Source organism: Chitinophaga oryzae, from assembly GCF_012516375.2.
In the GTDB taxonomy this organism is placed as follows: Bacteria; Bacteroidota; Bacteroidia; order Chitinophagales; family Chitinophagaceae; genus Chitinophaga; species Chitinophaga oryzae.
In genome coordinates this window covers 1,502,995-1,529,663 of record NZ_CP051204.2, presented here as the reverse complement: position 1 = coordinate 1,529,663, position 26,669 = coordinate 1,502,995, and the positions used below count along the sequence as shown (strand labels likewise).

The following is a 26,669-nucleotide window of genomic DNA, read 5'->3' as shown; positions in this document are numbered from 1 at the left end:
TTGTCATGATGTATAAAAAGGATTTTATCAAACAACTAACCGGCATGTTCGTCTGTATGCTGCTGTGGCTGGCGCCCGCCGCCACAGCACAGTCGCAGGGAAACACCCTCACGGGAACGGTTACCTCGGCAGAAGACCACAAACCACTCATCGGCGTCACCGTCCGGGTGAAAGACACGCAAACCGCCACCATCACGGATGAAAACGGCCGCTACAAACTAAAGCTGCCCGCCAAAGCTGACAAGCTGCTGTTCTCCTATACCGGCCATGTGGCCCGGGAAGAAACCATCCGCGGCCGCGCGGTGATCGACGTAGCCCTGGCCATGGAAACGAAAAACATCAGCGATGTAGTGGTGGTAGGCTACGCTACCGTAAGAAGAAAAGACCTGACAGGCGCCGTATCCTCCGTCAACGCCAAACAGCTGAAAGACATCCCGGTCAACTCCGCCGCGGAAGCCCTCACCGGCCGCCTTGCCGGCGTACAGATCACCTCCTCGGAAGGGAAGCCCGGATCGGATTTTACCATTAAAGTGCGGGGCGGCGGATCGGTCACACAAGACAACGCTCCCCTCTATATCATCGACGGGGTGCAGGTGGAAGACGGATTCGCCGGTATTGCGCCGCAGGACATCGAATCCGTGGACGTGCTCAAAGACGCTTCCGCTACGGCCATCTACGGCGCCCGGGGCGCCAACGGCGTAGTGATCATCACTACCAAAAACGGTAAAGAAGGCAAAACAATTGTCAGCTACAACGGCACCGTAGGCGTACGCAGCCTGCCTAAAAAACTGAAGGTGCTGTCACCCTACGAATTTGTACTGTACCAGTACGAAAGAAGCCGCGGCCTGTCGGCAGACAGCCTCTCCTTCGCCACTATCTACGGAGATGACCTGGAGAAATACAAGTCCGTGCCCACCATCGACTGGCAGGACAACGTCTTCGGCCGCAAAGCACTGATGCAGACACATAACGTCAGCATCGCCGGCGGCACTAAAACCACCCGGTTCAACCTCTCCTACACCAACAACCAGGAAGACGGCATCATGCTCAACGCAGGGCTGAAACGGAACCTGATTAACTTCAAACTGGACCACAGGGCCAATGACAAACTACGTATAGGTCTCAACGTAAGATACAGCGATGAAACCATCAGCGGCGCCGGCTCTTCCAACGAAGGCGCCTCAGCATACAACGGGCTGCGCCACGCCATCAAATACCGCCCCTTCGAACTCGACAATACCAACGCCGAACAGGAAGACGATGTGGATTACTACAACGACACCAACGCCGGCAACGGCCTCGGCATCATCAACCCGGTACTGCTCAGCAATGCTCAATACCGTAAAAGATATACCCGCATCTTCAACATTGGCGGTTACCTGAACTATACTTTCAACAAACATTTCTCTTTCCGGTCCACCATCGGGTATGACCGGAACAACCAGGAACTGAATGCCTTCGACGGTCCTATTACCTCCAATTCCAGGCTTAACGGCGCCAACCTGCCGCTGATCAGCAACATTCTTACCAACCGCAGTTCGCTCAACAACTCTAACGTGCTCACCTACACGAACAAGGCAAAAAGCGGGCACCATATAAACGTACTGCTGGGAGAAGAAACATATACCACCACGTCAGGTATGCTGGACAACGAACTGCGTTATTTCCCCGTAAGCATCACACCGGAAAAAGCCTTTGCACAATTCAACCTCGGGACGACGGTGCCGCTCTTCCCGAAAACAACCGTGCTGGAAAGCAGTATGCTGTCGTTCTTTGGAAAAGTTAACTACGACTACCAGGACAAATATCTGTTCAGCGCCAGCCTCCGTGCCGACGGTTCTTCCAAGTTCGCACCGGACAAACGCTGGGGATACTTTCCTTCCGCAGCCCTCTCCTGGCGTATCTCACAGGAAGCGTTTATGCGTGACGTGCATTTTATCTCCGACCTGAAACTACGCCTGAGCTATGGCCTCGCCGGCAACAACCGTATCGGGGATTACCTCTACCTGAACACCTACGCCGCCAACGCACAGTATGCGCTGAATGAACAGATCACGCCCGGCTATGCCGCCAACAGCCTGGCCAACAAAAACCTTAAATGGGAAACCACCGTATCACGGAACATCGGCATAGATGCCGCCTTCTTTAAAGACAGGCTGCAATTCACCGCCGACCTGTATTACAACAAAGTAAAAGACCTGCTCATTCCTATCCGCATCCCCACCAGCTCGGGCTACCTCGAACAGCTGCAAAACGTGGGCACCACTTCCAACAAAGGGATAGAGCTGCAGTTGGCCGCCACCCTCATTCAGAAAAACGATTTCAGCTGGACCTCCAATTTCAACATCGCATTTAACCGCAATAAAGTAGAATCGCTTTCCGGCTACCTGACACAGTTCTATAAAAACTCCGGCTGGGGTATCTCCGGACAACCGGCGGACTTTATCGTCAGGACCGGCGAACCCGTGGGCTCCATGTATGGTTTTGTGAATGACGGCTTTTACACCCTGGATGACTTTAACTATGACGCCGCTACGAAAATATACACCCTAAAACCCGGCGTAACAGATGTTTCCACTGCTATCGGCGTAGCCCAGCCCGGCTGGATGAAACTGAAAGATATCAACGGCGACGGCATCATCGATGAAAGTGACAAGACCATCATCGGCAATGCCAATCCTAAATTCAGCGGCGGCCTTAATCAGCAGTTCGTTTACAAAAATTTCGATCTCAGCGTATTCCTGAACTTCGTGGCAGGCAACAAGATCCTCAATGCCAATAAGGTAGAGTTCACGAACGGCTATTCCCGTCACACCAATATGCTGGGCATTATGGAAGACCGCTGGCGGACCATCGACAACAGCGGGAAAGTTATCCAGCAGGTGATCACCGTAGGCGGTAAACAGGTGGTAACCGGCGCATCGCCGGAAGAACTGGCTGCGGTGAACGGCAACGCCAGCATCTGGATGCCGATTTCCGGTGCGGGCGCCTTCTATCCTACCTCCTGGGCAGTAGAAGACGGCTCCTTCCTCCGGATCAACAACATCACTATCGGCTACACGTTTCCGTCCAAATGGCTGAGCAGAGCAAAAATCAGCAGCCTACGTATTTACGCCACCGGCAATAACCTGGCGGTGCTGACCGGCTACAGCGGGTACGATCCGGAAGTGAACTCCCGCCGCTCTACTCCCATTACGCCGGGGGTAGATTATGCCGCTTATCCGCGCAGCCGCTCTTTCTTTTTTGGTTTAAACCTGACATTATGAAGATAGCTTACTATGCAGGATGTATCGCGTTGCTGACAATGGCTGTTTCCTGCAAGAAATTCCTCGATAAAGAGCCGTCGTCCGCTTTCGATGAACGGTATATTTTCAGCGATGTGCCCAACGCCACCAGCGCCGTCATCGGCGCCTATGAGCCGCTTACCCATCAGCAGGCCTACGGGAGCCGGTTGAGCCTCATGTACCCGTACGACAACGACGAAATGATCGGTGTCACCAATACCTCCGCACCCGACAACAGCTCCCGCGACCTCTCCCGTTACAACCTGCAGGCCACCAATGCCCAGCTGCCAGGGCCTTTCCAGCAGCTGTACACAGGCATAGAGCGCGCCAACACCTGCATTAAAAATATCCCGGCCATGGAGCTGTACAGCAAAGGCAACGCCGCCGAACAGCAGCAGTTGCGCCGTTTACATGGCGAAGCACTCACCCTGAGAGCGCAGTATTATTTTGAACTGATCAGGAACTGGGGAGATGTGCCTGCGCAGTATGAACCTTCTATCGATCAACCGGACCTTTTTCTGCCCAAGACAGACCGTGACAGTATTTATGGCCGTATCCTCAGCGACCTGAAACTCGCGGCAGACCTGGTGCCCTGGCGCAACGAGCCGGGCGTAGCAGCAGATGAAAGGATCACCAAAGGCGCCGTAAAAGGGCTGCGTGCCAGGATAGCGTTGTTCAGAGGCGGTTATTCGCTGCGGCGCGCTTCCCGCCGAATGGAGCGCACAGCAGATTACCAGGAGTATTACAAAATAGCGCGCGACGAATGCGCCGACATCATACAACGCCGCGATAAACACACGCTGAATCCCGTATTCCAGGCAGTATTCAAAGAAGGGCTTGATTCCTATAAACAGGACCCGTATGGTGAAGTCATCTTCGAAATAGCTATGGCAACAGGGCTGACGGGCAACCTCGGCTATTATGACGGCCCGCGTTTTTATGTGGCCGGCAACGCCGGTCAGCTGGGCAACAGTTCCATCCGCATCATTCCCACCTACTTCTATTCCTTCGATTCGCTGGATACCCGCCGCGATGTCACCACCGCGCCTTACTATAACAATGCCGACAAGACCAAGACCGTACAGACGATGGTGAATATGGTCAGCGGAAAATTCCGTGCGGACTGGATCACGCCGGCGCCCACCACCACGGCGCAACAGCTGGGCATCAACTGGCCGGTGTTACGTTTTTCCGATGTACTGCTGATGTTCGCGGAAGCAGAAAATGAACTGAACAACGGCCCTACCGCCGCCGCCATCGCGGCTTACGAAGAAGTGAGAAAAAGAGGGTTCAAAGGCAATGAAACAAAAATAGGGATGACACCCTCCACTAAAGCAGCTTTCTTTACAGCGCTGGTCAACGAACGTTCTTTTGAATTCGGGGGAGAAGGGATCCGCAAATATGATCTGATCCGCTGGAACATGCTCTATGAGAAAATCCAGGAAACAAGGGCCAACTATACAAAGATGATGAAACGGGAGCCTCCTTACAACAATCTCCCGCAGGTGATGTATTATAAAACCGGATCACAAACGGTAATATGGGGTAACTCCCTGTACGAGCCGACTCCTGCCACGCCGCCTGCAGGTTACGCCAAAGCCAACTGGGCGAGTTCCATCACCGCCAGCTGGATCACCAATGTGGCACAGCTTTTCACCCCTAACCGCAGTGAGTTGTTACCGATACCACAAACGTCGCTGGAAGCAAATCATAAGCTAACACAGGATTATGGATATTGACCATTTAGGGATTTTTTGATTTACGATTTTTTGATTTTTGGAGTAAAAATGAAGAAGACCAAAGCGATAAAAATTAAATCGCTTTGGTCTTCTTCTTTATGAATTGCGAAATCAAAAAATCGTAAATCAAAAAATCCCCAAATCCTTCAACTCTCTCAGCGCTGTTTCCGCTACTTTGGTAGCACCCAATTCACTTAGATGCGTATCGTCTTTTTTGCCTTTTGGCAGTTTGGGAAAGATGCCCGGCTGAATGTGCACGAATAATTTCACCGATGCTTCCGGCCCATATTCTTCCAGCAGTTCTGCTGATTTTTTATTCAGGTCTACCAGCGGTACTTTCATTTCGGCCGCCAGTTCCCGTACTACAGCAACGTAATCGCCGTGTGTGTTTTCCACTTTGCCGTTGTTGTCGAACTTACGGCGTACAAGGCAGGTAAACAGCACCGGGCGGGCATTCTTCGCTTTCACTTCGTTAACGTAGTTCATCAGGTTCTGACGGAAGGTAGTATGTGGATCGGTATGCCTGGCCGTATCCGGCTTTTGATCGTTCGGGCCGAACATAATAAAAACGTAATCGCCCTGCTGCACGCTATCGATTACTTTTTGCCAATGCCCTTCCGTGCGGAAACTTTTGGAACTTCTGCCGCTGCGGGCAGCGTTGTGTACCTCCACATAAGAAGGGAAAAGCGGGCGGGCCATCTGCATCCAGCCGCGGATAGGATAGAGACTGTCTCCGCCAAAGCCGGTGAGGTATTTTTCATCATAGTCACACATGGTAGAGTCGCCGATAGAGAAGATGCGTACTTTTTTTTGCTGTGGCAGGAAACTGCAAAGCAACAGGCCCAGGCCTGCCAGCATGATCCTGGTGATATTCGTTAATCGCATGTTGGATTTGTTTTCACCTTAAATATAATCAACGCCGGAGAGCCATACCAGCACTTACCGCATAAAAGAGCGAGAACGTTCTCGCTCTTTTATGCCCTGCGGCGCATTTAATTGATTATTTTGTAGGTTATGCAAGACCACTATTTTTCCCGCAGAAAATTTTTGTATACAGGCGCAGTGGCGCTGTCAGGCGCCATGTTGACCAGCACCCTGCCCGTACTGGGACACGCAGCGGCAGCACCGCTGAAAATCGGCATTATTGGCACCGGCAACCGCGGCAGCGGCATAGCCAAACTACTGCAGAAAATATCCGGCATGGAACTGATCGCCTGCTGTGATGTGATACCGGCGCATTTGCAGCGGGGCATGTCGCTGGCAGCCAAAGGAGCGAAAGCATATACCGATTACCGGCAGCTGCTGAACGATAAAAAAGTGGAAGCCGTTATCATCGCCACCCCGCTGTCGATGCATTACCCCATGGCTAAAGATGCGCTGGATGCCGGCAAACATGTATATCTCGAAAAAACCATGACTTATGATATCCCGCAGGCGATACAGCTGGCAGCGCAGGTCCGCAAAAGCGGCCTGGTGTTGCAGGTAGGTCATCAGTACCGCTATTATGAGCTGTATCACCGGGTGAAGGAAGTGATCGGGCAAAACTGGCTGGGAAAAGTCACCCATTTTGAATGCCAGTACCATCGCAATTCCGACTGGCGGAACCCTGTGCCAGACCCGTCGCTGGAGCGGCTGGTCAACTGGCGCATGTACCGCGAATACTCCGGTGGGCTTGTAGCGGAGCTGTGCGGTCACCAGATCGATATGGTAAATTACCTGCTGGATGCGCATCCGTTGCGCGTAGTGGGCATGGGAGGCATCGACTATTGGAAAGACGGCAGGGAAACATGGGATAATGTGCGGACCGTTTTTGAATATCCCGGCGGCGTGAAAGCCAGCGTGTCTTCTATCCTTAGCAATGCTTACAAAGGGTATGCTATCCGGGTGCTGGGCGATCGTGGCACCATTGAGATACAGCGGGATAAAGCGTTTGTCTACAGTGAAGGAGGGAAAAAGGAGCTGGCGGTGGTAGATGGTGTTACCGGCGCCACCAAAACCGATCAGGCCGGGGAAGGCGCCCCGCTGACATTCGGCGTTGCTGGTCAACCGGTGCCGGAGCCGACCACTTCCGCGTTGCTGGCTTTCGCAGAAAGCATCCGTAAAAATATCCCCCCTGCTTCCAGTGCGGAAACAGGCAAAATAGCCGCAATAGCGGTGCATATGGCTAACAAAGCCATCGAAACGGGCGCCAGCCAGTCCTGGAAGCCGGAATACGATGCTTCTTAAAATATCTTAAACCGGAATACGATGCCTCTTAAAATATTTTAAACAAACCTCTGCGTTCTTTACTTTCTTTGCGCACTTTGCGTGAAAAAGCGGATCTTTGCACCAGATCTCACTGTGCCCCAAAGAAACCTTTGCCTATGTTCAAGGTGCAAACATTCCGGCCTCATCGGCGGCTGCAGGATGATCTGCTTTCGTGGCAGATGATCACATGTGATTTCCCCGCAGAAGAAGTCCGGTATCTGACGGTCCTCCCGCATTTTATGCAGAGCATGTGGTTCAATCCCGGCCCTGAGCGTACCCTGTATGATGTTGCCCGGCAGGAGTATTTACCCTCCGCTACGCTTTCAGGCCCCCGCAGCCAGGTCAGCGAATGGCGCGTCGATGGTCGTATGCAGCTGCTGGCCGCTCATTTCAGGCCGGGCAGCTGGTCCCGGTTGTTCCGCCTGTCTGCGCAACCGTTTTGTGACCGGAGCACCGACCTCACCACCGTATTCGGCCCGGGTACGGCATCCGCCATAGCGGAGATCAGTTCCTGTACTACGCCGGAGCAACAGGTAACATTGCTGGAATCCTGGCTGCTGGCGCAGTTAACAGCAGCACCCGGAAATGGTTGTCGTATCGAAGATGCCATTCAGCTTATCCTTGCGGCCAACGGTAACATTACCATCCGGCAACTGGAAGCGCAGGTATTCCTTACCAAACGTACGCTGGAAAGGGCGTTCCTGGACCAGACGGGGCTGCACCTGAAAATGTTCTGCCGGCTGGTCCGTTTCAGAAAAACCATCGATTACATAGCGCGGATGCGGTACCCGCAATGGAAGCTGCTGGCGCATAAAGCCGGATATTGTGATCAGACGCATTTTATCAATGAATTCCGCTATTTCACCCACCGCTTACCACATCAGTTCCCTGATTTGTTACCACCATCCGCTTTAGATTTTGTCACTTTTATCTGATAAGCGCTTTTCCTGTTTCTTTACATTTATATTACTTCTCTTCAGGTATTTTGACCGTGTCAGGTGATAGCCATACTATAACCTCAAATTTTTAAGCTATGAATCATACACCAAACGGGGGTACCAACCGACGCGACTTCCTCGGAAAAATGCTGACGGGCGCCACGCTGCTGAGTATCCCTTCTTTCGCCACACTGGCACAGGAAAGCAAACATATGAGCACCGACACTCCCGATGCATGGGCCAATAAAATCAAAGGGAAACACCGCATTGTACTGGACGTTACCCGTCCGCATGAGGTGTTCCCCTTTGCATGGGCCAAAGTTTTTCTGTTGACCAACCAGGCTACCGGCGTGCCGGAGAAAGACTGTTGTGCGGTGGTGGTGCTGCGGCATGACGGCATCCCTTATGCGATGAAAGATGAGCTGTGGGAGAAATACAAATTCGGGCAGCTGTTCAAGGTAGACGATCCTAAAACAAAAGCACCTGCTGTCCGTAATCCTTTCTGGCAGCCGCAACCGGGAGATTTTAGTGTTCCGGGCATCGGTGAAGTGGAGATAGGCATTGATCAGTTACAGTCCCACGGTGTGTTGTTTGCCGTGTGCAACATGGCCATTACCGTGTACAGCGCTATTGTGGCAAAAGAAATGTCACTGGATGCGACGGCCGTTAAGAACGAATGGCTGGCCGGCGTTTTGCCGGGCATCGACGTGGTGCCGTCCGGCATGTGGGCGCTGGGGCGGGCACAGGAAAAGAACTGTGGTTATTGTTTTACAGGATGACCAACAAACAGTGTTACGTCACTTTTTTAATGGGGCTGCTCACCGCCCTGTATAGCTGCCGCCGCGCAGGTCCCTTACCGGAAAAATTATGGCAGGCGCCTGATACCGCCATGATCCCGCATACCGCCGAAGGCGACCGGATACGCTATGGCCGGTCGCTGATAGCGCATACCGCCCGATACCTTGGTCCACAGGGCAGCGTGGCGCAGATCAGCAATGGCATGAACTGCCAGAACTGCCACCTGGACGCCGGCACCAAACCATGGGGCAATAATTATGGCAGTACCGCCTCCACCTATCCGAAGTTCAGGGCCAGAAGCGGCACGGTGGAATCCATCGCCAAAAAAGTGAACGATTGTTTTGTGAGAAGTCTCAACGGCGCCGCCCTTGACAGCAACAGTCCGGAGCTGCAGGCCATCATCGCCTATATACAATGGCTGGGAAAAGATCTTCCCAAAGGATATAAAACGCCCGGTAGCGGTATCCGTGAACTGCCCTATCTGCCGGTAGCTGCTGATACGGTGAAAGGGGAAGCCGTTTTCCTCCAACAGTGCCAGCGGTGCCATGGCGCCGATGGTTATGGCGAGCGCCCTGCCGGGGCAACGGAATACCGTTACCCGCCGCTATGGGGGCCCGGCAGCTATAACACCGGCGCCGGCTTATACCGGCTGTCGAGGTTTGCCGGATATGTGAAATACAACATGCCCCTGGGCGTCGATGATCAGCATCCGCTGCTCAGCGATGAAGATGCCTGGAATGTGGCAGCCTTCGTGAATTCGCAACCACGGCCGGCAAAAGCCTTTCCGGCCGACTGGCCCGATATCCGGACCAAACCACCGGACCATCCCTTTGGCCCTTTCAGCGACACCTTCCCCGCTGTGCAGCACAAATATGGCCCCTTCGGCCCCATTGCACGGCACCACAAAAAATAATATCCGTTTCACCTAAAACCATCTGGTATGAAAAAACTGTTGATCATGCTTACCTTCCTGCTGGGCAGCATCGTTTGCCTGGCACAGGCCGACTACAAAGTTATTTTCGACATCACCAGCAAAACGCCTGAAGCACAACAAACCCTTTTACGGCAGCTGAACGGTATCCTGAAAGGCGCTCCTGACGCGCAACTGGAAGTAGCGATATACGGAGACGCCCTCGATATGGTGTTAAAAGATAAGTCCGGCGTAGCACCTGCGGTGAACGAATTACTCAGCCATCACAAGAATGTGAGCTTTAAAGTGTGCGGCGCTACGATGAAACGAAACAACAAAACCGCCAGCGATCTGCTGCCCGGCGTACAGGTAGTGCCGGACGCCATTTATGAGATCATCACCAAACAAAGAGAAGGATGGGGTTATATTAAAGTGGCCCATTGACACATGACCGGATTCTCATGATTTTATTCTATGTTTACAACTATATATCAGATATTTAGTTGGATAGTAGCGAATTTCATAACGAACCGGCTTTACTGCGACAGATAGCGGCCGGCAACGAGATGGCTTTCAGCGTGCTGGTAGACCGTTATTGGACAAGGGTGTACGGGCACGCATTGACATACGCCAAATCATTGCCGGCAGCGGAAGAAATGACGCAGGATGTTTTCATGGACATCTGGAACAGCCGTGAAAAACTCCCGGATATCGATCATTTCCCGAACTACCTCTTCATCGTTACCCGCAACCGCCTGTTAAAAATCATCCGGAAAAGACTGGAAGCAACAGCCTCCCTGGAAGACATCCATCCCGCCGATGACATCTGGCTCCCTGACCAGCAGGCCGAATACCGGGAAATACACACCTTACTGATGCATGGCATTTCCCAGCTGCCGCCCGCACGCCGGCAGGTATTCACCATGAGCCGTCTTGAGGGAAAAGGCTACGACCAGATTGGCCAGGAGCTGCAGATTTCCCGTAATACCGTCAAGGAACATATTGTGAAAGCCCTTCATTTTCTCCGGCATTATATGGCACGCCACGGCCGGCCGATGCTTTCCCTGCTGACTTTCCTCGTCACCACCCTGTTCCCGTAATTTTTTTTTCCGCATAACCACCCTCCCCGCAAAAAACCGGGTCTTTATAGATAACAGCCATGATGACACCTGAAACATTACAGCAATTACTGGACGATTACGCCACCGGCAGCCTTACACCGGAAGGCCGGCAACAGCTGCTGGCCGCCCTGCGCGATCCCCGCCGGGCGGAGGAAATGGCCGGCATGTTGCAGCAAGATCTGGAAACAGGGCGGTATGACGTCATGGCTACTGAAATGCCGGAGGTGCGGGAAAGGTTACAGCAACGGCTGTCTAAACAGATACATGCCGTGCCCGCGGCCACCAAAGCACCATCCCATATTTTTTCGCTGCCGTGGCGAAAGATCGCTGCCGCTGTGGTAGTGGTCGCCGGCCTGTCAGCTGCAGCCGTCTACCTGCTGCCATCCGGCCGGTCCACTCAACAACAGGTGGTAAAGAACACTGTCAACATCGGCCCTGGCGGCAACAAAGCGATGCTGACGCTTTCCGACGGCAGTAGTATTCACCTTGAGCAGGCGGCCGATGGGATCATTGCCCAACAAGGCGGTACACGGGTAGTGAAGCTCGCCAACGGGCAACTGGCCTACCAGCATCAGTCGGGAGCCGATACCACCACCCGGTGGAATACCATCAGCACCCCCAAAGGAGGTGAATACCAGGTGACACTGCCCGACGGGACTAAAGCGTGGCTCAACGCAGCGTCTTCCATCACTTTCCCCGCCGCGTTTACCCGGAATGAACGCCAGGTGAAAATTTCCGGGGAAGCCTATCTCGAAGTAACACCATCTGCCAGCCAGCCTTTCCTGGTGACCGCCAACGATGTTACCGTCAGGGTACTGGGCACCAGCTTCAATGTGAACGCTTATAAAGATGAAGACTATACGAAAATTACGCTGGTCACCGGCAGCGTAAAAGTGAAAGCATACCGCCGGGAATGGCAGCTGCGGCCAGGGCAGCAGGCAGCGGCCCACAGCCATGATACCATCGTCAACATCAGCGCCAACACCGATATGGATAAAATTCTTGCCTGGAAAAACGGCCTGTTCAATTTCAACGGGGCAGACGTGCGCACGGTCATGCGCCAGCTGGAACGCTGGTACGGCATCAGGGTGGTGTACGACGGTCCTGTTTCAGACATTATTTTTAAAGGAGAAATGTATAAAAATGTAAATCTGTCAGATGTATTAGAGATGCTACAAGCGATGGGCATAAAATTCAGGCTGCAGGACAGTATCTTAACAGTGAAAGGCTGACCTGTGGAAGCGCGACCTGTGCTAAATCAACCATCTATTAAAACAATCATTCCGTAAAGCTCAATGTATTATTGACAACGCCGCTGCCGCGGCGCGAAGGGATGTTGTACGTCATACCATCACCATTAAAACCGATTAAAAAAATTCATCCAACAAAAAACCGGAAGCGTTGGAAGCACTTCCGGCGAAATATCTGGCTGAGTAAAAAAGACAAGATCCCGTAAAGACTACTTATTCATCAACCAAACCAAACGAATTTATGCAAAATTCTGCGATTCATGCGCGGAGGGCCCGGAAGTGCCCCGACATCACCAAAATCATTCTCGTCATGAAGTTAATCATGGTGCTATTGACCACCGGTTTCCTGCACGTTTGTGCTAAAGGGTTATCCCAGAACATCAGTTTCTCGGGGAGAAACGTCCCCCTGGAAACGGTCTTCTCCGCTGTAAAACAGCAAACAGGATACGTGTTTATGTATACCGAACCGCTGCTTCGTACAGCCAACACCGTTACCATTAACAACAAAAACGTACCGCTGGAAAAATTTCTCGCCGCTGTTTTCCAGTCACAGCCTCTCCAGTACGCCATCAAGGGCAAAACCGTTTTTGTATATGCCAAAGACAAACCAGCACCTGTCAACGTCATCCCGGCTGTTGTAGCACAAACGATTATCGGCCGGATCACCGGTGCGGACGGACAGCCACTGCCCGGCGCGACGGTCGTGGTAAAAGGCACCACCCGTTCCTGTGTCACCAATGCGGATGGTGTATTTACGTTGTCTGTCAATACAGGGGATATCCTGAGCATCACCTTCATCGGCTATGAAAAGAAAGAATTTCCGGTGACAGCGGCAGTACTGGCGGGTCATAACATCAGCATCATACTGGCGCGTTCCACCAGTGTGCTGGACGACGTACAGGTCATCGCCTATGGCACTACCACGCGGCGTATGACTACCGGCAGCATCGCCAAAATCAAAGGCGAAGATATCCGTAAGCAGCCGGTCGAAAGTCCGCTGCTGGCCCTAAGCGGCAGAATGCCGGGCGTACAGATTTCTCAGACGAGCGGACTGGCAGGCGCTCCCGTAAGTGTGATCATCCGGGGGAAAAGCTCTCTCGGCGCCGGTTCAGAACCACTGTATGTGATTGACGGCGTTCCCTTTGCACACTCCCTCGGCAGCGTCACTTTCGCTAACGGCATATCCGCCCAAACCATGGGCGGCCTTTTCGGCGCCACCTCCGGTATGAGCCCGTTCGTGAGCCTTAACCCCGCAGACATCGAAAGCATTGAAGTACTGAAAGATGCCGACGCTACGGCCATCTATGGCTCCAGAGGCGCCAACGGCGTAGTGCTTATTACCACCCGCAAGGCCAAAGCCGGCAAAACCAGCGTAGACGCCTCCTATTATACCGGCTGGGCACGGCCTACCCGCATGGCCAAAATGCTGAATACACAGCAGTACGTGTCCATGCGAAAGGAAGCATTTGCCAACGATAATATTGTGCCTACCGCTTCCAACGCCACCGATCTGATGGTATGGGACACCTCCCGCTATACCGACTGGGGTAAACTGCTGCTCGGCAAACAAGCCCGCAGCAACGATGCGCAGGTACGTATTTCCGGCGGCAGCCAGCAGACACAGTTCTCGCTTGCTACCGGCTTCCACCGCGAAACACCCATCTACTACGGCAATATGTCCGACAACCGCGGAAATGTACATGCCAATATGGCCCACCACTCGGCAGACAGTAAATTCTCCATCTCGTTTAATGCCGGCTACAGTACCGATAAAAACAATATCTCCACCACAGACCTGATGCAGTTCCTGTCGACAATACCCAATGCCCCGTCTCCCTGGGATGCCGATGGCAATCTCGTATGGCGCGATAAAGGCATCAATTTCTCTAACCCGCTGGCCTATACACTGAAAAAATTCGTTGCCAACACAGAGAACCTGCTTGGCAGCATGAACGTGCGCTACCAAATCATAGACGGCCTTCAGTTGAAACTGGATGCAGGCTATAACTCATTGCGACTGGAACAGACGGCCACCAATCCCATTAAATCACAAAGTCCTTACAGTGCTACGTTAAACAGCACCGCCGACTTCTTCAGTAAAAACACCCGTAACTGGATCATCGAACCACAGGCCGAATATGCCCGCACCTGGGGCAAAGCAGCCGTACAGGTGCTGGCCGGCGGCAGCTTCCAGGAGCAACTGAACCAGGAAACCAAAATCAGCGCCAGCGGCTATGCAAACGACGACCTGCTGATGACACCCGGTCCCGCTTCCGTAAAGAGTGTGACCAGCGGCTACAGCAAATACCACTATGCAGCACTGTTCGGCCGCGTGAGCCTGAACTGGGACGGTAAATACCTCATGAACATTTCCGCCAGACATGACGGCTCCAGCAGGTTCGGGCCGGGCAAACAGTTTGGTACATTCGGTGCCATCGGCGCAGGATGGATATTTACAGAAGAAAGTTTTATGAAAGGACTGCCTTTTCTCAGCTTCGGTAAAATAAGGGCCAGCATGGGTGTTACCGGCAACGACCGCATCGGGGATTATCAATACCTCTCACAGTGGTCGCCCACCAATGCTGCGCTACCCTACCAGGGCTCCAGCGGCCTTTATCCCTCCAGCCTCGACAATCCCAACTATGCCTGGGAGCGTAACCGCAAGTGGGAAGCCGCTTTGGAACTGTCTTTCCTGAAAGAACGTATCTATGTGAACGCGAACTATTACCTCGGGAAAACAGACAACCAGCTTACAGGACTGACGCTTCCTTCCCAGGTAGGTTTCGATTATGTGAATGCCAACCGCGATGCTATTCTGCAAAACTCCGGGTGGGAGCTGATGATCAATACCACCAACATAGAACGGAAAAACTTCAGCTGGAAAACCAGCTTCAACATCACCATTCCTCGGAATAAACTCATTGCTTATCCCGGGCTGGAAGACACCTACTACGGCAGCGTCTGGACGATCGGGCAACCGGTCACCATTTCCAAATGGGTGAAATACCTCGGCGTAGACCCGGCCACAGGCATGCATAAGCTGGGCGGTATGGCCATTCCTAAAGATCAGACGGAAACACATGATCTCGCACAGCGCCACTACGGTGGTTTGCAAAACACGATTACCTGCAAAAACTGGACGCTCGATTTCTTCTTCCATTTTGTAAAGCAACAGGGTAAAACCAGTATCCTGTTCCAGGCACCGGGCGCCCGCACTAACCAGCCGGTGGAAGTACTCGACCGCTGGCAGCATCCCGGTGACATCACTGATGTGCAACGTTTCGCTACCACCGGCGCTGCCGTTACCACCTATAGTTATTACGCCAACTACTCCGACGCCCGTATTACCGATGCGTCTTTTGTACGACTGAAAAATGTGTCCCTGTCCTATCAGTTTGATAAAAGCATTGCCCGCAGGATCAAAGCGGAAAACCTCCGTGTATATGCACAGGGCCAGAACCTGCTGACGTTCACGCGTTACAAAATCGGTGATCCCGAAACCATGACTTTCACCAGCATGCCTCCCATGAGGATGTTAACAGTAGGCGCGCAGGTATCCTTCTAACTATTTTTAAAAATGATCATCATGAAAAATACATTTCTTCATATACCCGGTTTCAGGCAATGGACATACCTCCTTGTACTGATCATCACTTTTTCTTCGTGCAGAAAGTTTGTCACCGTAGAAAACCCGCCTAATATCCTGACCAGCGACAAGGTATTCACCAATGATAAATCAGCTACGTCCGCCATGCTGTCTGTTTATATCAGCATGATGAACGATCAGTACGGCAGCAGCGGATCTTTCGTTTGTTTCTCCATGTCGGCGCTTGCCGGCATGTCTGCCAATGAAATCACCTGGACGCAGAACAATACCACTGCCCCTACCTTTCAGCAGTTCTCCGATCACGGGCTTACACCGGACAACCGTTATGTCGGCAGCTTCTGGTCTGATGGATATAAATACATTTACCGTGTCAACGCCATCATTGAAGGACTGAAAACCGCGACCGGCATGACGGACAGCGTAAAGACACAGCTGGCAGGAGAAGCCCGGTTTATGCGCGCCTTCTGTTATTTCTACCTGGTTAATCTTTTTGGAGATGTGCCCCTGGTACTGGATACGAAGTACCAGGAAAATATGCTGTTGCCGCGGACACCTGCAACAGCTGTATGGGAACAGATCATCAACGACCTGAAAGATGCACGTTCGCTGTTGACCGACAAGTATCCCACCGGAGAACGGTTGAGGCCCAACCGCTATACAGCCGCCGCATTGCTGGCAAGAGCTTATTTATATAACAACCGTTGGCTGGAAGCGGAAAACGAAGCCTCCTTTATCATTAATTCAGGTATGTACGGCGCTTCCCTGCCTGCGCTGGAGCAGGTGTTTAAAAAGGAAAGCCCTGAAGCGATCTGGCAGTTGCAACCAGTGATTGCCAACGCCAACACCACTGAAGGCGGACAATTTCTTACCACACCTAATACCAGGCCCAACTATGAGCTGACGCCGCAGTTGTTAAATGCCTTTGAAACAGGCGACAACCGCAAAACAGCCTGGATCGGCTTCAGCAGTGCTGACAATCCCTCCTGGGCCTATGCCGCTAAGTATAAAGCCGGCAGTGGCGCCCTCACGGAATATTATATCGTTTTCCGGTTAACCGAACAATACCTGATCAGAGCAGAAGCCCGTGCACACCAGGCTGGTAAGGTCACAGCCGCGCAGGCCGACCTTAACGTGGTGCGCAGCCGCGCAGGCCTTGATCCTACCATTGCTGCCGACCAGGCTGCCCTGTTGCTGGCCGTCGAAAAAGAGCGGCAGTCAGAATTTTTCGCGGAATGGGGGCACCGCTGGCTGGACCTGAAACGGACACACCGGGCGGAAGCCGTTTTAAAACCGCTCTCTCCACCCGATACCTGGAAGCCCGGCTCCGTATTATATCCTGTCCCGGACATGGAGATCAAGGCCAATCCAAGGCTCACACAAAACGACGCCTATCTTAACTAACGGCCGTCTATAAACGCTTTCTGATAAAAATCAAAGTACCAACAACATGAAAAAACTACTGGTCACCTCGTTACTCATCTGGCCCTTCACGATGATGGCGCAGGACTCAAGCTTCACCATCAAAGGCAGCATCGGAAAATTAAACGCGCCTGCCACCATCTATCTCTCCTACCGTACTGCCAGTGGCAACATGCTGGATTCCGCCATCATAAAAAAGGGACGTTTCGAATTTAAAGGCACTGCCACTTCCCCGATAATGGCCACGCTGTCTGTAGCCCACCAGGGCGAAGGGCTATCCGCCCGCATGGATGCGCTGACCTGTTATATTGACCGCGGCAGTATGCAGGTAACGGCCAAAGATTCCGTTAAAAACGCACGGATCAGTCACTCCCCGATCAACGATGCCTATAAGGTATATCAACAACAGTTAGCGCCGCAGGAGGCCATCATGAAAAGCCTCGACGCCAGATGGGCGCGGGCTACCAACGAAGAGAAAAAGGGCAGCGCACTGCGCGACAGCCTTATGGCGATAGCAGCACCCGTTACAGAAGAAAAGAAAAAAATACAGCAGGAATATATCCGTCAGCATCCGGAAAGTTATTTCAGTCTCGTAGCGTTAAAAGAGATCGCCGGCTCCCGGATCGACTATAATGCTATCGCTCACGTTTTTAACGGCCTTGCTGCTGCTGTTAAAAACACCAAAGCGGGCGTTGACTTCGCGAAGCGGCTGGAGATCGCCAAAGCCACCGCCGTGGGCGCTATGGCCCCCGATTTCACGCAGAACGATGTGGCCGGAAAGCCGGTAAGCCTCTCCGGATTTAAGGGCCGGTATGTGCTGATTGACTTCTGGGCGTCCTGGTGCGGGCCCTGCCGCGGAGAAAACCCCAATGTGGTGAAAGCATATCAGCAATACAAAGACAAAGGGTTTACCATCCTGGGCGTATCACTGGACCAGAACAAAGAAGCCTGGTTAAAAGCCATTGAGGCAGACAATCTCACCTGGACGCATGTATCTGACCTGAAATACTGGAACAATGCCGTAGCGCAGCAGTACGGCATCCGGAGTATTCCCGCTAACTTCCTGCTGGACAAAGAGGGTAAAATTATTGTCAGCGATCTCCGTGGCGAAGCCCTGGAGAAAAAACTGGCGGAGCTGATGAACTGATGAAAGTTGTTAAGGTTGGAAATACAAAAGGGCCGGCGATTAATTGCCGGCCCTTTGTCATACATTCAGGCAGATGTTATCATTTTTTCACAAGACGTACCAGCCAAATCAATATAATGGAGCCGATCAGCGCCACTACCAGTGAGCCGATCAAGCTATTGCCTATATGCAGCCCCAGCTTACCGAAAATCCAGCCACCCAGCCAGCCGCCAACGACGCCCAGAAGAATATCGATAATAATCCCGTATCCGTCACCACGCATAATTTTACCGGCCAGCCAGCCAGCGATGCCTCCGATAATAATAGTCCAGATCATAATGATGGGTTTTAATGTACTTATCAATATAAGGTAAAATTTTCTTGTTATTTGTTATTTTTTGTTAATACAAGCTAGAGGATAGGGATTTACGGATGTTAAATTATTAGTTTGTAATAGGTTGACAGACCTAAGGCATCAGCGACGTTCTCCAAATTTCCTCATGCATGAATTCAATCGCCGCACAGTCGAGGTATCGTAATACTTTGTCGCCAGATTCATGTCCTGGCAAATTTCTGTTTTCCGGCAACGGGATTCCCAAAGCATCGTATTTCTCCATCATATTTCTATGATAATTGGATAATAACCGAAGGTACTCTGTTTCCATGAAGTCACAACAATACCCGAGATGTAATACTGCTCCGACAACAGCAGGTTCCCTGATTACGCCTCGCTTTTGCTAATCACGCGCCCATTCCAGCGCCCGGTAATAATTATTCTCTCAGAAATAGAATCCATTTCCCAGCCAGTCAAAGGGTTTCTGGCTCATTTTAAATTCATCCGGATTACATAAAAGCATGTCTCTCACCTCGGCTTCGCATCCATGGAAACCGATGACAAGATTGGGTTTAACATCGTACATAGTTATTGATTATTGGGGATCAACATTCTCTTCAGGATCAACGTTCTCCTTTGAATCAGCTCTTCTATTGCGGATCATCTCAGTAAAATAACCTTCTAACTCCTTATACGGTTCTCTGAAATTACCGTTCCAATCAAGAATACCGGCTCCAACGAATGAACGGAGCGCTGCTTCAGGAGTGAGGTCCTCATAACGCTGCCTTTCTGACAGTTCCATCAACGCTTTAAACTCTGCTTAGGTCATAGTATAATGGTTGTAGCAGCAAATATAAATTTTTCCATTTCCCCTCAAAAAAAATTAATCAGCACCCCTCACTAAAACTGCAATCTGAAGCTCCCAAACACGCCGAAGTTACCCGAATTCGATACCGGCGCTTTCTGCGGATAAAACCGCCATACAGCATCTACCCTGAAGAAACGGAAAATATTATCGAAACCGGTGCCCACTTCCGTATATACGTTCCCGTTAAGCGACCGCATGCCATAGCGGCCAAATTCCATCTGGTTATACACACGGTTTCGATAGGACAAATCGCCGATCACCGACTTCACATTCCAGAACTGCCGTACGCCTGTCCTCCGCATGAAAGGCAGCAGGTTCAGCAATTTCCCGTTAAAATTATGCTCGATATTGATTCCGGCATAACGGTCACTGAAGAACTCATATTTATTCATCAGGCTGAAAGCCTCTTTGTTATAATAATAGGTTTCGTTTCCGGGATGTAGTTGCAACAGCATAAAAGGCAGCTTATCGGCAAAGATCTGCCCGGCATATACCAGGTAGTTGATACGTCCCCAGCCGGTCAGGTTAAACTGCTGCCGGATACTCATATTCAGCTTATGATACTGGTATTTGCTATCCAGTACGCCCGCCCCGGCAAGCGAATAGCCTACCTCTGCCACCGGCAGATTACTGCGTACCCGCCTCGTTTTACGGAAGGTACGTATCTCTTTCTCCCCCGGCGCATACCGGAATTTGAGCTGCAGCTCGGTATTGACTACCTTTTCGTGTTCTGTCAGCAGGAAAATTTTATGCGAAGGCAAAGGTTCAAAGGTGGTATAACAGGTACGGGAGACGGTACTCTGTAACGAGAACTCCTGCGGGAACTGTTTGAGGACAGACACCCGCATATCAGCCTCGCGCATGAACTTCTGCGGAATGCCGCGCCGGCGTACCAGCTGACCAAAAATATTGTCGAGTGATACTTCTTCTCCGTTAAATCCACGTTGATTATTATCCAGGTCGTCTTTATAGGAAGCAAACACCTGCCAACCGTTGTCTTTAGGCCAGGTATAGGATACCGCCATCTTTCCCTTGAGAGACTCGTCTTTCATGCCATAGGCCAGGTAGCCGTTCAACCGCCAGTTACGGCTGAAGGCAGTGGTGGTGCCCAGATCGAACCGTACTCTCGCTCCTTCCACCCGGTTGCGGCTCACCCATTTATACCACGGCCCTATCTCTACTTTCCCCAGCTTGATATGACCATCCACCAGGAAGGTAATGGTATTGCTCAACCGCCTGAAAGAAGGCATCGATTTTAGTGTGTCCACCAGCGTTATAGCATGTTTTTCATTGCGGGTCAATGTCTCCGGCCGGTGCTGCTCCATATATGCTTTCCCTCCGGCGGTCGCACTGTCCGCAATCACCACTTCTTCATTCCTGCGGTTGTTGCTGAGCTTAGTGGTAATAAAATCCTGGTTGATAGCAACGTTGCGGTACAATGTTGTCTTACGGCCGATGAAGGTCGTCCTGGATTTCCCCAATGGCGCCAGCTCCACCACAAAGCGGTCTTTCGCCACCACCCATTCTTTCTCGTGCTGCTGCGTAAACTCCTGGATAATATCCAGCCGCTTTACGAAATTGATATTCACGGCACCCGCCACCGACAAACTGATCTTCTGTATCGCCCAGGTGGAGGCCTGTATCCAGCAATCGCCGGCAAACAGGTTTTCGCCTTCGCGGCGGGGGGTAAATGCCAGGTGATAAAACTGCTCTCCGTTCCGGGTAACGGTATCCAGCCCTTTGTAGTGATAGTAGCGGTCTCCCACGCTGCTAAGCGGACTGATAAATTCACGTCCGAAGACAGGCATCGTGTTTTGATAGGTATTGATTTTCTGGTTGATGCCCCCCATATATTCCATCACCGACTCATTTTTAACACCGCTGCTGCTCAGGGCACGGATCTCTTCCCTTACGCGGGACGGGCTGCCGGACACATAATAATCGGAAACGGATTCACTCAGGAAAACGGGAAGGAAAGGACTTTGTTCGGAAGTGGAATCAATCCGCTGCGTGACAAAGGCATAGGGTTTCATAAAACGCGACTTCTCCCAGCGTCGTTTGTCGATATTGGAAATATCTATCTCCAGTTTGTTATACAGTTCGGCATAATAACTATCGTAGTGGCCGGGCGCGTTGGCCGCTTTGCGGGCTATTATCTGCCGCCACCATACCAGCCCCTTGTCCAATTTTGCTTTTACCTCCACACCAGGCTTCATGGTAGCCTCCATCTGTATCAACAGAGAGGGAACATCAGTAGCCGCCAGCGGAACCATCTTCTGATCATATCCCACGTAACGCACTACCAGTGTGTCTTCCCGGCGGGAGCTGCGCGCCAGCTTAAAATGACCGGCACTATCGGTCATCACGCCGTAACCGGCGGATTTCCAGTAAACAGTAGCGAATGGTAACGGCTCTTCGGTAAATTTGTTCACCACCTTCCCGCTCGTTGTAGCAGAATGCTGTGCCCAAACCTCATTTGCGGTCAATAGCAACCAAAATAACACGACCCATCCCTTGCAAATACAGATGAAGGTTTGCGGCATCAATATAACAGTTGTAGTACTAATAAGACGATAAATATCACACCATCCCCCCATCTCTCTGAAAGAATTATTGAAAACAGTACCCCGGCATTAAAAGGTGACTACAACTGTTAAACCTATTTTTATCACAACATGCTTATAACCAACTTTTGTAAGTAAAAAAACAAATATGAAACCGCTTTTATTCTTTTTGATGATAATGGGACTTACGCAACCGGGCAATAGCTATCAACTTTTACGTACCGGTTGCCATCAGGCAGGGCCATCATCGGACCAACGGCTCCCCCGGAGATAAAAAAGGCCGGATAAGGTTATCCGGCCCTGACTGTTTTATGCCAAAACACCTGCAGGTTGCTGATAGCGGGCATAATCCGTATAGCCTTTTCCGGTGCCTCCGAAGAAAGTGGAAGGATCCGGTATGTTCAGCGGCAGATCGTGTTCCAGCCGGTAAGGCAGGTCGGGGTTGGCGATAAAAGGACGGCCAAAACCTACCAGGTCGGCCCAGCCTTTCTCCAGTGCTTCTTCGGCCCTGGCCTTGTTGTATTTACCGGAGTAAATCAGCGTGCCTTTAAACGCTTCCCGGTAGGCGGCCTTGAAAGCCGGGGACATCACCGGCGCATCGTCCCAGTCGGCTTCCGCGATGTGGATATAAGCTACGCCTACTTCATTCAGCAGCTTTGCGGCAGCGATATAGGTCTCTTCCGGATGATCGTCCTGCGCGCCCATCAGCGTTGTCAGCGGCGCCTGGCGCACGCCTACTCTCTCTTTGCCGATGGCGGCCGCAACAGCTGTCGCTACTTCCTTCAGGAAACGCAGCCTGTTTTCAAGGCTGCCGCCATATTTATCGGTACGATGGTTGGTTTGTGAATCAATAAACTGTTCTATCAGGTAACCGTTGGCGCCGTGCAGTTCCACGCCGTCAAACCCGGCGGCGATGGCGTTTTTTGCCGCCGCTGCGTAGTCGCTGATGATAGCTTCTATTTCCGGGATGGTCAGCTCACGGGGCATGGAGTGTTGTTCCTTGCGGATACCGCCGCCGGTCGGGCCTTCGCCGGTTGCGTCAATCACTACTTTTACGCCTTCCGCCAGGATGGCGGAGGGAGCCACCGGAGCCGCACCTCCCGGCTGCAGGGACACGTGGGACACACGGCCTACATGCCACAGCTGGGCAAATATCTTCCCGCCTTCGCGGTGTACCGCGCTGGTTACTTTTTTCCAGCCTTCCACCTGTGCGGAGGAATAGATACCCGGCGTCCAGGCATATCCCTGGCCCTGGCGGCTGATCTGCGTGCCTTCGGTGATAATCAGCCCGGCAGATGCACGCTGCGCATAATATGCTGCCATCTCATCGGTGGCCACTTCGTCGGCCCCGGCCCTGGAGCGGGTCATGGGAGGCATTACAATCCGGTTGCGGAGTACTGTATTTCCTATGGTATGATTTGTAAAAAGCATTGTCTTCGTTTTTAGGTTTTCTGATTCGACAACACAAATTTCCATCGAAATAACTCATTACACAAATAAGATAAATTGTACTTTTGCATCAGAAAAATAATAGATCATGAATTTAAATATGGAATGGCTGCGTACCTTTAAAACCATCTACGAGAAAGGTACCCTTACAGCCGCCGCACAGGCGTTATATATCTCCCAACCCGGCGTCAGCCTGCATCTCAACTCACTGGAGGTAGCTACCGGCTACAAACTGTTCGACCGCTCTGCAAAGAAAATGGTGCCTACGGAAAGGGCCAAGGTGCTCTACAACTTCATCCAGGAGCCGATGGGGCGGCTGGAAATGGCGGAACAGGTATTTCACCGCAGCAGCCGTGAAGGACGCTCTACCATCAGCATCGGTATGTGCTTCGAAACATTCCAGTTCACCCTGGAAAGATATATCTCTACCCTGCCGTTCAACGTGATCGTGAAATTCGGCCTGTACCAGGAAATGATACACGACCTGGATAAAGGGGTGCTCGACCTGATCGTGACGCCGGAAAAAGGAGAACAGACCAACCTCGAATTCAAACCTTTCTCACGCGAGAAAATCCTCCTGGTATGTGGCGAACGTACCAACATCAAACCGCTTAAAACACTCCTCAAAGAGATCGATGTAAAAGATGAGAAAGTAAAGGCGGCGAAAATAGGCGCAGTGGAAAGCTGGCTGAAACAACAGGTATGGTACAGTACCGCCGCAGACATGGACCATCTCAAACGTTTCTGGAAAATGAACCTCCGGCAGAACATCGACTTCAAGCCCAACTATATCGTGCCCAATATCAGCTCTATTGTCCGTTGCCTGAGCGGCAACGAGGGCTTTGCGATCATCCCCGATTTCCTTTGCCGCGATGAGATCAAATCAGGCCAGGTAAAAGCCGTATGGGCCGGCGATGTAAAAGTGGAAAACACGCTGTACTTCGGCTCCCGCAAAAAAACCATCTACGCCAAAGAAATCAAAATGGTGGAAGACATCTTCCGGAAAGAAATGGGAGCGCTATAAAAAAGTCAGCCGCTAATTGTTTCCAATTAACGGCTGACGTGACAATTATGGGTGAAGCAAAAATTATGGCTTTTTAGCCCACCAGAGCGGTGTGGTGACATCTTCGGTGCCACCGAGGAAACCTACGGCTTGGTCGTAGCCTTTACTGTTGGCGTTTTTCATGACAGACGGATACTTAATACGCTGTGGATAAAATTTAACGTTACTGGTCATGTAATTACCGTTGTTCAATCCCGGTAAACCAGGTATTGGCTGTTCTACGTTCGGTGTTTCAAAGAACGGCAGGCCAAGTCTGCGCTGATCGCTCCATGCTTCCAACGGCAGCCATGGCATATTAGCAATGTACTTCTGCGTGATAATCTTGGTCAGCAGGTCATTTTTCACCGATCCATTTTTATACAGGTTATTAACCGGGTATTTAATAGCAACAGTGCCTGGTGCATCGGTATAACCGTTTTTGAAATTCATGGTGTGCGTAGCCGGCGGCTCAGCAGTGTGGTCCCAGCTTACGGAAGTACCTACCATGTTAAAATCGGTAGAAGTCAGATAGGTGCCTGCGAACTGAGCAACACCCCAGTATTCAAAGTTTTGCGTGATGCCTTTCTCATAGGCGGCCTTGCCGGACATCGGCACGTTCCAGCCTCTTACCGCTGCTTCCGCTATCAGAAAGTAAGTTTCCCAGGGTGCGAAGAAAATACGTTTACTGGTGCTGCCACGGAACCTCTGTGTCATACGCGGAGCACCGCCGGGCCAGTAATACCAGCGGTTGAGCGTACCTTTAGTCCCCCAGTCGCCATTGGTTTGACCATTCCAGGCCATTTTGCCATCCAGTAATTTGGCGGTATCCCTATCGTTCTTCATCAAAGCGCGGGCAGTTCTCTTCCAAGCATTCTCATTGTAAGATGGATATTTAGAGAAATCAGGATTAGAAAAATCACCAGCAGGGATAAACGCCTTATAGGCACGTGGATCAATGGATTGCGGTAGCCCATCGAACCAGAAACCTGCCAGCGGATCACTGGAAGTGGTCGGGAAGTGGTCTGTCAGTTGCAAACCTGCCCAGTCGGCGGGCCTGATATATGGCTGGTAAACCGGGTCAGTGAGTTGGTCAGCAGTTTTTATACCACCGAGGCCGGTGTACAAATTTTCCAGGGTGGTGGTCATCAGCTGCTCATTCCATTCACGGCTCATTACCCCACTCAGCGCGTTCCATCCTTCCTTTTCCTGTACCTGAAAGGTCTGGTTCATGTCTGTGATCAGATCACCGCGCACAGCATCTTCAAATTCTGTTTTTGCTTTACCGCCATCTATTTCAGATAAACGCATGGCAAGGCGCAGGCGCAGAGAGTTAGCATAACGTTGCCATTTTTTGAAATCGTAGCTATAGGCAGGATCGAATTTGGAAAGCGCATCCCCAGGTGATTGATTAATGTTCAGTTTGGCACTGGCATCTTTCAGCTCGGACAGGACAAAGTAATATACATCTTTTACGCTTGCAAAATCAGGGTTGATGCCATTAGCGTATCCCTGTATAGCGATAGGGCCATAATTGTCGGACATCTCGCTCAGTAAATACGCACGCCAGATACGTGCTACCTGCAACAGGTTCGCTGTGTATTCATTGATATTACCGGTCTTGATTTTTTGTTCACCCATATTAACAGCGGCAGTAATATTGGTCAGCCAGCTGGATACCTGTGTATAGTAAGCACCTGACCAACCATCATTATTATTGCCGGAAGTAATACCGTCATCCAGTTGTTGGTGAGCAGCAGCTTTCCAGATCAGCACAAATGAACGTTCAGCCACATCCGGGTCCATCTGGGCAGCGATGATAGAGCTATTGATAAGAAACTCTTCCTGCACTTGGCTTTCACCAGCTTTCTTAGGGTCCTGATTGATTTCTTCAAATTTACTACAGGCGGACAGCAACATGGAAAAAGCAGCCAGCACTACGCCTGATTTTATGATTATTTTTTTCATGTCAGTTG

General features: G+C 51.4%; 19 protein-coding genes. 13 read left to right on the top strand and 6 right to left on the bottom strand.

Going from position 1 to position 26,669, the window contains the following annotated elements; translation table 11 throughout:
* Nucleotides 1-5 precede the first annotated feature (5 nt).
* Both HF324_RS06335 and HF324_RS06330 read left to right on the top strand, forming a co-directional pair.
* A complete protein-coding gene (locus tag HF324_RS06335; protein ID WP_220101278.1) occupies nt 6-3,266 on the top strand; it encodes a SusC/RagA family TonB-linked outer membrane protein in 3,261 nt (1,086 codons plus the stop codon).
* On the top strand, nt 3,263-5,023 hold the full coding sequence (locus tag HF324_RS06330) for a RagB/SusD family nutrient uptake outer membrane protein (protein WP_168862147.1): 1,761 nt from the start codon (nt 3,263-3,265) through the stop codon (nt 5,021-5,023). The genes HF324_RS06335 and HF324_RS06330 overlap by 4 nt, the downstream gene beginning before the upstream one ends.
* A gap of 126 nt (nt 5,024-5,149) precedes the next feature.
* On the opposite strand, the gene HF324_RS06325 is transcribed toward HF324_RS06330, so the two are convergent.
* Nucleotides 5,150-5,908 carry a rhamnogalacturonan acetylesterase gene (locus HF324_RS06325; RefSeq protein WP_168810553.1) on the bottom strand — a complete coding sequence of 253 codons (759 nt, stop codon included), beginning with the start codon at nt 5,906-5,908 and terminating at the stop codon, nt 5,150-5,152.
* Between the two features lie 129 nt (nt 5,909-6,037).
* Between HF324_RS06325 and HF324_RS06320 the strand changes: the two genes are divergently transcribed.
* The 10 genes from HF324_RS06320 to HF324_RS06275 all read left to right on the top strand — a co-directional run bounded on the left by HF324_RS06320 (nt 6,038) and on the right by HF324_RS06275 (nt 18,460).
* Entirely contained in the window at nt 6,038-7,249 is a 1,212-nt protein-coding gene (locus HF324_RS06320) for a Gfo/Idh/MocA family protein (protein WP_168810551.1), read from the top strand.
* Nucleotides 7,250-7,386: 137 nt separating this feature from the next.
* On the top strand, nt 7,387-8,205 hold the full coding sequence (locus HF324_RS06315) for an AraC family transcriptional regulator (protein ID WP_168810548.1): 819 nt from the start codon (nt 7,387-7,389) through the stop codon (nt 8,203-8,205).
* A gap of 98 nt (nt 8,206-8,303) precedes the next feature.
* On the top strand, nt 8,304-8,987 hold the full coding sequence (locus HF324_RS06310; RefSeq protein ID WP_168862146.1) for a hypothetical protein: 684 nt from the start codon (nt 8,304-8,306) through the stop codon (nt 8,985-8,987).
* Nucleotides 8,984-9,919 carry a c-type cytochrome gene (locus tag HF324_RS06305; protein WP_220101277.1) on the top strand — a complete coding sequence of 312 codons (936 nt, stop codon included), beginning with the start codon at nt 8,984-8,986 and terminating at the stop codon, nt 9,917-9,919. Before HF324_RS06310 ends, HF324_RS06305 begins: the two co-directional genes overlap by 4 nt.
* Before the next feature lie 27 nt (nt 9,920-9,946).
* The gene (locus tag HF324_RS06300; RefSeq protein WP_168862144.1) at nt 9,947-10,360 is read left to right on the top strand and encodes a DsrE family protein; all 414 of its coding nucleotides are present in this window, start codon (nt 9,947-9,949) and stop codon (nt 10,358-10,360) included.
* A gap of 59 nt (nt 10,361-10,419) precedes the next feature.
* Nucleotides 10,420-11,016: an RNA polymerase sigma factor gene (locus HF324_RS06295; RefSeq protein ID WP_168862143.1), complete on the top strand. Its 597-nt coding sequence runs from the start codon at nt 10,420-10,422 to the stop codon at nt 11,014-11,016.
* Between the two features lie 59 nt (nt 11,017-11,075).
* A complete protein-coding gene (locus HF324_RS06290; protein WP_168862142.1) occupies nt 11,076-12,269 on the top strand; it encodes a FecR domain-containing protein in 1,194 nt (397 codons plus the stop codon).
* A gap of 328 nt (nt 12,270-12,597) precedes the next feature.
* On the top strand, nt 12,598-15,852 hold the full coding sequence (locus tag HF324_RS06285; protein WP_168862141.1) for a SusC/RagA family TonB-linked outer membrane protein: 3,255 nt from the start codon (nt 12,598-12,600) through the stop codon (nt 15,850-15,852).
* 21 nt (nt 15,853-15,873) lie between these two features.
* Nucleotides 15,874-17,295 carry a RagB/SusD family nutrient uptake outer membrane protein gene (locus tag HF324_RS06280; protein WP_168862140.1) on the top strand — a complete coding sequence of 474 codons (1,422 nt, stop codon included), beginning with the start codon at nt 15,874-15,876 and terminating at the stop codon, nt 17,293-17,295.
* Nucleotides 17,296-17,341: 46 nt separating this feature from the next.
* Nucleotides 17,342-18,460, top strand: coding sequence for a TlpA disulfide reductase family protein (locus tag HF324_RS06275; protein WP_168862139.1), 1,119 nt, complete (start codon nt 17,342-17,344; stop codon nt 18,458-18,460).
* Between the two features lie 79 nt (nt 18,461-18,539).
* On the opposite strand, the gene HF324_RS06270 is transcribed toward HF324_RS06275, so the two are convergent.
* From HF324_RS06270 to HF324_RS06250, 4 genes are all read right to left on the bottom strand, one after another.
* Nucleotides 18,540-18,776: a GlsB/YeaQ/YmgE family stress response membrane protein gene (locus HF324_RS06270; RefSeq protein WP_168862138.1), complete on the bottom strand. Its 237-nt coding sequence runs from the start codon at nt 18,774-18,776 to the stop codon at nt 18,540-18,542.
* Nucleotides 18,777-19,368: 592 nt separating this feature from the next.
* Nucleotides 19,369-19,575: a hypothetical protein gene (locus tag HF324_RS06260; protein WP_168862136.1), complete on the bottom strand. Its 207-nt coding sequence runs from the start codon at nt 19,573-19,575 to the stop codon at nt 19,369-19,371.
* 98 nt (nt 19,576-19,673) lie between these two features.
* Nucleotides 19,674-22,073 (bottom strand): DUF5686 family protein, encoded by a 2,400-nt coding sequence (locus HF324_RS06255; protein WP_193114985.1) that lies wholly within the window; start codon nt 22,071-22,073, stop codon nt 19,674-19,676.
* A 441-nt stretch (nt 22,074-22,514) separates the two neighbouring features.
* The gene (locus HF324_RS06250) at nt 22,515-23,636 is read right to left on the bottom strand and encodes an alkene reductase (RefSeq protein ID WP_168810537.1); all 1,122 of its coding nucleotides are present in this window, start codon (nt 23,634-23,636) and stop codon (nt 22,515-22,517) included.
* A gap of 106 nt (nt 23,637-23,742) precedes the next feature.
* Here HF324_RS06250 and HF324_RS06245 point away from each other — a divergent pair, with 106 nt between their 5' ends.
* Nucleotides 23,743-24,678, top strand: a complete 936-nt coding sequence (locus HF324_RS06245) for a LysR family transcriptional regulator (protein WP_168862134.1) — start codon at nt 23,743-23,745, stop codon at nt 24,676-24,678.
* A 63-nt stretch (nt 24,679-24,741) separates the two neighbouring features.
* Here HF324_RS06245 and HF324_RS06240 read toward each other — a convergent pair whose 3' ends face one another.
* The gene (locus HF324_RS06240) at nt 24,742-26,661 is read right to left on the bottom strand and encodes a SusD/RagB family nutrient-binding outer membrane lipoprotein (RefSeq protein WP_168862133.1); all 1,920 of its coding nucleotides are present in this window, start codon (nt 26,659-26,661) and stop codon (nt 24,742-24,744) included.
* Nucleotides 26,662-26,669 lie beyond the last annotated feature (8 nt).